8 protein-coding genes are annotated in these 7,503 nt (G+C 30.7%); all 8 read left to right on the top strand.

The features are described 5' to 3' along the window. The coding region (locus BN350_RS18800; RefSeq protein ID WP_147573564.1) for an ATP-binding cassette domain-containing protein at positions 1-389 on the top strand (389 nt) is incomplete at its 5' end. Further along, complete coding sequence (locus tag BN350_RS08505; RefSeq protein WP_028043220.1) at positions 379-2,583, top strand: ABC transporter permease; 2,205 nt, start codon at positions 379-381, stop codon at positions 2,581-2,583. The genes BN350_RS18800 and BN350_RS08505, both read left to right, overlap by 11 nt. A 71-nt stretch (positions 2,584-2,654) precedes the next feature. After that, positions 2,655-3,545 (top strand): methylenetetrahydrofolate reductase [NAD(P)H], encoded by an 891-nt coding sequence (gene metF, locus BN350_RS08500; RefSeq protein WP_028043219.1) that lies wholly within the window; start codon positions 2,655-2,657, stop codon positions 3,543-3,545. Then, complete coding sequence (locus tag BN350_RS08495; RefSeq protein WP_028043218.1) at positions 3,538-4,167, top strand: ABC transporter substrate-binding protein; 630 nt, start codon at positions 3,538-3,540, stop codon at positions 4,165-4,167. The genes metF and BN350_RS08495 overlap by 8 nt, the downstream gene beginning before the upstream one ends. Continuing rightward, positions 4,149-6,497: a homocysteine S-methyltransferase family protein gene (locus BN350_RS08490; protein ID WP_028043217.1), complete on the top strand. Its 2,349-nt coding sequence runs from the start codon at positions 4,149-4,151 to the stop codon at positions 6,495-6,497. The genes BN350_RS08495 and BN350_RS08490 overlap by 19 nt, the downstream gene beginning before the upstream one ends. 12 nt (positions 6,498-6,509) lie before the next feature. After that, positions 6,510-6,656 (top strand): hypothetical protein, encoded by a 147-nt coding sequence (locus BN350_RS20940; protein WP_187117122.1) that lies wholly within the window; start codon positions 6,510-6,512, stop codon positions 6,654-6,656. A gap of 139 nt (positions 6,657-6,795) precedes the next feature. Next, the gene (locus BN350_RS08475) at positions 6,796-7,044 is read left to right on the top strand and encodes a hypothetical protein (RefSeq protein ID WP_028043216.1); all 249 of its coding nucleotides are present in this window, start codon (positions 6,796-6,798) and stop codon (positions 7,042-7,044) included. Between the two features lie 128 nt (positions 7,045-7,172). Continuing rightward, on the top strand, positions 7,173-7,490 hold the full coding sequence (locus BN350_RS08470; protein WP_028043215.1) for a hypothetical protein: 318 nt from the start codon (positions 7,173-7,175) through the stop codon (positions 7,488-7,490). Positions 7,491-7,503: the final 13 nt, after the last annotated feature.

Genomic DNA, 7,503 nt, shown 5'->3' with positions numbered 1-7,503 from the left:
CAAGTTTAAATGTGATAGAGAATATTGTCTTGCCTATTCATTTAGATCGCTTAAAAGAAGATATGAGTTATATTGATGAACTCTTAGATTTGCTGGATTTAAAAGAAAAGAAAACAGCATTTGTGAAGGAACTATCTGGTGGACAACAACAGCGTGTTGCAATAGCAAGAGCATTAGCTATGAAACCCGCTATTATATTAGCAGATGAACCAACAGGTAATCTGGATGCAAAGAGTTCACAAGAAGTGGTTGAATTATTAAAATTATCACAACGACGCTATAAACAAACTCTGATTCTTGTGACTCACGATGACATGATTGCATCACAGGCTGATCGTATTATTACGATTTGTGATGGCAGAATTGTGGGTGATAGTGATGAGAAATAATATCTTAAATCATTTTGCATTGAATGATTTAAAGAATCATAAAAAAGATACTTTGATTACTTTTATAATCATTACTTTCATTGCTATTGGATGTATATTATTAACATCATTTACACCTATATTTGGGAATTCTAGGATTTTTGAATTTCAAAAACAAAATGGAACATTTGATTATATATCTTACAATTCAATAAAACCAGACAAATTAAATCAGCTTCAGATTTCTATTCATGGAGAGATGAAACCTTTAAAAAATGCAAATGTTAGATATAGTTGTGTTCAACATCAAGGATATACTCTGATGGGAGATTCAATTGATTATATTGAAGGTGATCCTTCTATCATTGCAATACAACTTGAAGAAGGAAGAATGCCTACAACTGACAATGAAATTGCTGTGAAAAGACATGTTTTGGAAAATTTCGGATATCAGGATAAACTTGATAGCGTTATTGAAATTCCTTATCGGGATGAACTTGACATTATACATGTAGAACAATTAAAAGTTGTTGGTCTGATCAAAGAAACTGGAAATACTTCAGTTGTTACTGGAAGTCCAACATCAGAATATAGTTATACTGTTTATATAGATACATATCGTGGAGATAAAATAGACAATTATAAAGATATTAATTTTGAACTAACTTTTGATTCAGACCATTTTATGGATAATCGTGAGTTAAATACATTGATCATTATGGTTCAATTTGTTCTTTTTATAGTAGGGTGTATTATTTTATCTGGGATGACAGTTGCATCATTTGATAATAGAAAAGATGATTATGCTTTATTAAGAGGAATTGGAGCAACGAAAAGACAGTTGTATTATATTGTTTTTGTACAATCCATTTTGTTGATTACGTTATCATTGATAGTCGCATTTTTACTGTCATTCTTTATTATTTTCATTGTTCAAAATATAGTAGAAATGATTGTTCCATTAAAGTCTGCATTACCTTATTTTAAAGGAGTTATCTTTATTGTTTGTTTAATGACTTTAATCAGTTATTTTATGCCAGCAAGAGGGGCTTGTTATAGAGCACTAACAGGATCATTTCAAGGAAATGAATTTCAATTTTTCTATTATCGTTACAAGAAATTACATCAAATGCGTCCGTTTTATCTTGCATGGAGACAACTTGTTGGAAATAAAAAACAAATGATTGTGAAGGTTTTTCTGATTTTTATTTCAACATTAATGTTAATGAATATTATTGGTAGATATCTCTATACTGGTTATTTAGAATCTCAAAAAAAGGAAGCACTGAGTCCATCTACTAGTAATGAAATATATATGGTATACACTTCTAGTGAAGATGGTTTTGTAGATGAGAGGGATTTTGATGTATTTAAGAATTATGCTTCTAAGATTAAATATTTTAGAACATTTAATCTTCATGATTATACTGATCAATATGCAAATGTTTATTGTTATGATGAAAATGTAAAAGAAGAGTTTTTTATTTTTTCTGAACCTGAACCGGGAGAGGTTATTATGAATTCACAATATAATGATTATAACGAACTTGTTATTAATGATGAAGCATATAAAGTTTCAAATATGACTATCTCTGGAAAAAATATAATGGATTCTGAATTTGTCGTTATGACTAAAGAAGATTTTATAAAGTACGGGCATATGAATAGATATCAATCTGTTAAAATAACTTTTGATGATATTCATAAAAAAACTGCTGCAATGATTGCTTACGCAAGACAAAATATGACAATAAAATACGAGAGTCATGATAGCATATTAATATCTCAACAAGAACTCAGTAGTCTAATTGAAACTGATTATTCTGAAATTCCTTATTTCCAATTAACTCTTCTTTCAATCACAGGATTTATTTATATGTATCAATTATCATATGAAATTTTAAAACAGCGACAGACAATCGGAACTTATCAGTTATTAGGTTTAAGGAAATTTGAAATTTGGAAAATATATGCTTATAAGTCATTATTTATTGCTTTAATTGGTTTAATGATTGCCTTTTACTTTCATTTTGTAGATAAATTAATGCAGTATATGGGTAATGGAAGATATCATGTTTTCTTCGATTTTATTCCATTATTAAAACAAATTCTACCAACACTATTGATGATTATTATTTTTATTATATTGTCATTATTACCTATCTATAGTATGTTAAAAAAAGATGGATTAGAAAATGTAAATGCAAAAGATTAAACATTTAAGAGAATAGTTTTTGACTATTCTCTTTATTTGCTTTAAAATATAGCAAAATGGGGTGTAAAAGTATGAAAATTTCGGAAATTTTGAAAAACAAAGCAACAATTTCTTTTGAGGTGTTTCCTCCAAAGAATAAAGAAGGAGATATTTCATCAATTTATTATACAATTGATGAACTTGCAAAGCTAAAACCAGATTTTATCAGTGTAACATATGGAGCAGGGGGTTCAACAAAAGGAAAGACTGTTGAGATTGCTTCTAAGATTAAAAATGATTATCACATTGAAGCTGTTGCACATTTAACATGTATCTCTTCTACAAAAGAAGAAGTCATTGATATATGTCAGCAATTAAAGGAAAACAATATTGAGAACATATTATCTTTAAGAGGAGATTATCCAAAAGATCCTTCTTTTGATAAAGATCATTTAGAATTTCAGTATGCTAAAGATTTAAACAAATTAATCACTGAGACATTTCCTGGTGACTTTTGTTTATCAGGAGCATGTTATCCTGAAGTTCATCAAGAAGCAGCGTGTTTTGAAGATGATTTAAAAGCTTTAAAAGAAAAGGTAGAGGCAGGTGCCCAATATTTAATTACACAAATATTCTTTGATAACAACTATTATTATAGATTGGTTAAGGAAGCAAGAAAAAGAGGAATCAATGTACCTATTTTAGCTGGCATTATGCCAATCACAAATTCTAAATCATTGTTACATACTGCAAAAATGTGTGGTTGTTCTATACCTTATCAGCTTTCTACAATGATTGAGTCATATTATCGTTATCCATCTGCAATGAAAGAAATAGGAATCAATTATGCAACACATCAAATTATTGATTTAATTACAAATGGAGTAGATGGTATTCATATTTATACAATGAATAAACCAGAGATAGCACAAGCCATTTTTAAAAATATTCCAACTGTATTAAAAGAGTTGAATCATGAATAAAAAGGCCATTTTACAGTATTTAAATTGTCCCCAAGATGTAGATGAGAAAACACAGGTATTAATTGATGAATGTATTGACGAAGTGAAACAATGTGCTCATTTTAAAGTCACTTATCAACCATTTACTTTAATACATCATCCATTGATGATTAAAGAACTAGAATTAACACTTTTATCTCAAGATTTAGAATTTTATTTTAAGGATTGCGATCGGTGTATTGTCATTGCCTGTACATTAGGCGTACAAATTGATCGACAAATCAAATATTATGAACATATTGATATGGCAAGAGCGATTGTCTTTGATGCAGTTAGCAGTCGGTATTTAGAAGAGTGCTGTGACGATTTTGAAAAATCTTTAAATTTAGGTCTGCATACATTTCGCTTTGCACCAGGATATGGAGATTTACCTCTAGCATTAAATAGACCATTATCAAGAGTGTTGCAAATTGATAAAAAATTAGGTGTATCTATTAATAAAGGTGGATTATTTGTACCAATGAAATCCATGTTAGGTATGATTGGGATAGGAGCAACAGGTCAAAAATCATGTTTATCATGTTTAAGAAAAGAAAATTGTGAATTACGTAAAGGAGGACAAAGATGTTACGTGAAAGATTAGGAAAAGATTTATTGATCTTTGATGGAGCTATGGGGACACAATTACAAAATGCAGGACTCAAAGCAGGTGAAATACCAGAGGTCTATAATATTGAACATCCGGATATTATTATTGATATTCATACACGTTATTTAAAAGCAGGTGCTGATTTTATTACAACGAATACATTTGGATGTAATCCATTGAAAATGGCAGATAGTGGATATTGTTATTGTGATTTATTAAAAGCAGGTGTTCAAAATGCGAAAATAGCACGTGATCAAGTGAATCCAGATGCCTATATTGTTTTAGATATTGGGCCAATCGGACAATTATTAGAACCATTAGGAACATTAACCTTTGATGAGGCATATGAAATGATTGCATCACAAATTGTAATGGTCAAAGATGATGTTGATGCCGTTTTATTAGAAACAATGACTGATTTATATGAAGTCAAAGCAGGTATATTAGCAGTCAAAGAAAATAGTGATCTTCCTGTTTTTGTCACAATGACATTTGAACAAAACAAACGCACATTAACAGGAACTGATCCTTTGACATTTGTGAATGTTGTGGAAGGATTAGGAGTTGATGCATTAGGTGTGAATTGTTCATTAGGTCCTCATGAATTAAAACCTATTATTGAAGAAATATTAGAATATTCTCATATACCTGTAATCATTCAGCCTAATGCTGGGCTGCCATGCTTACATGATGGTGAGACATGTTATCATATGAGTAGTGATGACTATGCTCAAGAGATGATTTCATACATGCATAGTGGTGTCAGTGTTGTAGGGGGATGTTGTGGAACAACACCAGAATTTATTGCTAAACTTAAAGCTGTTGCACCACTTCATGTTTCAAAACGAGATGTTCAAAGATATACATGTGTATCAAGTCAAAATCAAACTGTTGTTTTTAGAGGGCAGGTTGTTGTCTGTGGTGAACGATTAAATCCAACAGGTAAGAAAAAACTGAAAGCAGCATTAAAAGAAGGTCGTTATGATGAATGTGTTGTTGAAGGGATTAAACAGCAGCAAGCAAGAGCTGATGTATTAGATGTCAATGTTGGCTTACCTGGAATTGATGAACCTGAAACAATGGTTAAGGTTATCAAATTGCTGCAGGAAGTTATCCAATTACCTTTACAAATTGATTCTTCTTCACCAGTTGCTATTGAAAAAGCTTGTCGTTATTATAATGGAAAACCTTTAATTAATTCAGTGAATGGTAAAGATGAAGTGATGGACGCTATTTTTCCAATTGTTAAGAAATATGGTGGTGTTGTGATTGGATTAACATTAGAAGATGGTATTCCATTACTGGCTGAAGAACGATTGGCTATCGCAAAGAAAATTATTCATAAAGCCAGTCTTTATGGTATCCCTAAAGAAGATATTATTATTGACTGTTTAACATTAACAGCTTCTGCACAACAAAAAGAAGTCCAAGAAACATTAAAAGCATTAACATTAGTTAAACAAGAATTAGGTGTTCATACAGTTTTAGGAGTATCTAATGTATCATTTGGATTACCTAATAGACCATTATTAAATAGAACGTTTTTAACACTTGCGATGCAAGCTGGGTTAGATTTACCCATCATCAATCCATTAGATCAGGAATTAATGGGAACGATAGATGCTTATAATGTCCTTTATAATTATGATCAAGATAGTACTCACTATATATCAAATCAAAGTCATACAGCAACAATTAAACCAACAACAATCTCATCATTCTCATTACAGGATATGATTCTTCATGGTTTAAAAGATGAAGTCCAAGAAAAAACTAAAGAAGTTTTACAAACTCATGAAGCAATGGAAGTCATTAATGAAATCATTATCCCTGCTTTAAATCAAGTTGGTCAAGATTATGAAAACAATAAAATCTTTTTACCACAATTAATCCAATCAGCAGAAACAACAAAAAAAGCCTTTGAAGTTGTCAAATCAACATTCCAAGTTGATAGTCAAGTAAAGGGCCCTGTTATGATGTGTACTGTAGAAGGAGATATTCATGATATCGGTAAAAATATTGTAAAAGTTGTTTTAGAAAGTTATGGATATCAAGTGATTGATCTAGGAAAAGATGTAAAAGTTGAGAAAGTTGTAGAATCATATCATCAATATCAACCAAAGATTATTGGTTTAAGTGCACTTATGACAACAACGGTTGTGAATATGCAAAAAACAATTCAAGCATTGCGTCAATCTGGTTGTCTTTGCCCAATTTGGGTTGGTGGTGCTGTTTTAACACAAGATATTGCAGATGAAATAGGAGCAGATTATTATAGTGAAGATGCTATGGCGTCTGTTACATTATTAAATCAATTGTTATAGGAGGAAAGAAATATGGCATTAAAAGTGAAAGTAGATAATCAAGATGAAGAGACTGATAAAGTGGATATCCCATTATTTGCAACTGTAGAAGATGCAGTCAAAAATATTCAAGTTGATGAAACAGTTGTCAAAATTAAGGTACAAGAAAATAAAGAATGATTTATATTGTAGATGAAACAAGAGAACTGATTAGAAATCTTGTATCCCAACAAAGAGATGCTTATGGATTAGTCAATGCTTTCTATCGTTTCTAAATACTGAGGTAGAATGTGAAGAAAGTGATTTCTGAGTTGAGGCTATGCCAGATCATAGATATAATCCGCAAACAGATGAAATAGGATCAGAGTATTTTACATTTTCACTCACACGTCAATTCAAATATGGTTATGAAGATGAATATTGGCTATGTATTTATTTTGAAATGAGTCCTTATTTTGCAAAATATCGCCTACAACTTAAAGAAGGAAGAGTGGGTTTACTCATTCTTTTAACAAAAATAGTTTTTATTCTTAATAAAAATTCTATTTGGGCAAAAAGCCCAAGATAAGAGAAACAGATTTATCAGTCTTATTAAATCTTTTATGAGTATACGTAAATATAGCATTTTAAAAATGCTATATTTGTTTCTTAACTTATTTATTTGAGGTATAATATAAGTAGAAAGAAGGGATATGTATGAAACGTATATTAGGGTTACTTATTTATACGCTGGCTGTTATTGGGGGTTCGTACTTGTTTAGAAATGCCTCACAGTTACCAACTATTCTTTATGTTTTGACTGCACTTGCATGCTTTGGAGTTATTGGTTTATTGGTTCCAGGTGGATCAAGTCAAGGAGCAACTGGTAGTGGTTTTGGACCTGGGGCTGATTTAAATTACATTAAATCAAGTCAGGGAGAACGCAATACTGTGATGACAGATGTTATCAGCGTTATATCAACACTTTACTTAATTGTTCCATTTATTATAGCAATTTTCTTATTTGCCAATTAGAGACTTCGGTCTC

The organism is Candidatus Stoquefichus massiliensis AP9 (assembly GCF_000455285.1).
Classification (GTDB): Bacteria; Bacillota_I; Bacilli_A; order Erysipelotrichales; family Coprobacillaceae; genus Stoquefichus; species Stoquefichus massiliensis.
This window is presented reverse-complemented; position numbering and strand designations above follow the sequence as displayed.